We start from the raw sequence: 1,447 nt of genomic DNA, 5'->3' as shown, positions 1-1,447 counted from the left end.
CGGACATTTAGCCCCCTCTTAATTGCTGTGATTCCTCTCAGAAATGAGGGGATGTGGAATCAGGCAACCGGGCTCTTTTGTTCAAATAAAAGTAAGGATGATTCCCGGTGCCTGAAAATGGTAATCACCACATCCACAGGGGCGCGATGATCGTTATGTTTTGTTCAGTTTTTCCACCTCTTCGGTGGTTTGAATAAACCTGTCAGTTTCCAGTTCTACGCCGATCGCCCGACGGCCAAGTTCTATTGCAGCTTTCACAGTTGAACCAGAGCCCATAAAGAAATCGGCGACAATATCCCCCGGTCTGCTGCTGGCGCTAATGATCTGCTTCAGCATGTCGGCAGGTTTTTCACATGGGTGTTTACCTGGATAAAACTGAATAGGCTTATGCGTCCATACGTCGGTATACGGAACAAGAGCAGAAACAGAGAAGCAGCGCCGGAGGGTTTTGTATTCCTCCAGCAATTCTGAATATTTGCGGTTTATTGACTGATAGGTAGCTACCAGCTGGTGGTGAGGATGTTCAAGCTTCTGCTGAATGTGCTTATCGATAGCGATCCGCGTGAACAGTTCCTGCAATTTTCTATAGTCCACTTCATTTGGTAGTTGCCATTGGCTTGCACCAAACCAGTGTGACGCCATGTTTTTCTTTCCGGTTGCCTCAGCTATTTCTTTCGAGCTGACACCCAGTGATTCACGGGCATTACGGAAGTAATCAATCAGCGGCGTCATAATGTGCTGCTTTAGCTCTGTGCTTTTCCTTTCGTAAACATCCTCTTTACCTGTGTACGGCCCAAGATAGTGCTCAGCAAACAAAATCCGTTCCGTAGATGGAAAGTACGCACGCAGGCTTTCTTTGTTACATCCATTCCAGCGGCCCGATGGTTTTGCCCAAATTATGTGATTCAAAACGTTGAACCGGGCACGCATCATAATCTCTATATCTGAGGCCAGTCGGTGACCACAAAACAGGTAAATGCTGCCTGCAGGTTTAAGAACGCGAGCATACTCAGCCAGACAGCTATCAAGCCAGCGTAAGTAGTCCTCGTCCCCCTTCCATTGGTTGTCCCAGCAGTTGGGCTTCACTTTGAAGTACGGCGGATCCGTAACTATTAGATCAATAGAGTTATCCGGGAGGGTGGCGACGTAATGCAGGCTATCAGCGTTGATCAACTCAACACTGTTTATTTTTACAGTATTTTTCATAGATCAGTTAGCGTAACTCTGATAGGCTCACGTTGCTTTTGCGCTAAAGCAGTGGGCCTTGGTTAGCTTGTGACCTGAAAGCATGAGCTGATGGCTGGCCGGGTGCTACAACACCCACCAGCCGCCCATTCTTCACAGCAGGAAATGCTCGTTTTTGAACAAGCATACAATATTTACTTTTTAATCTTCGGGCCAAATGAGAATTTGGAACGTAATCCCGGTGATGCTGCCAACTTACTGA

The 1,447-nt window shown here is 47.1% G+C and carries 1 protein-coding gene; it reads right to left on the bottom strand.

The genetic code is table 11. The features are described from left to right. Window positions 1-153: 153 nt before the first annotated feature. Entirely contained in the window at window positions 154-1,206 is a 1,053-nt protein-coding gene (locus FDW95_RS15525; RefSeq protein ID WP_115257715.1) for a site-specific DNA-methyltransferase, read from the bottom strand. Window positions 1,207-1,447: the final 241 nt, after the last annotated feature.

The organism is Citrobacter sp. wls718, assembly GCF_005280945.1.
Taxonomy (GTDB): domain Bacteria; phylum Pseudomonadota; class Gammaproteobacteria; order Enterobacterales; family Enterobacteriaceae; genus Citrobacter; species Citrobacter gillenii.
This window is presented reverse-complemented; position numbering and strand designations above follow the sequence as displayed.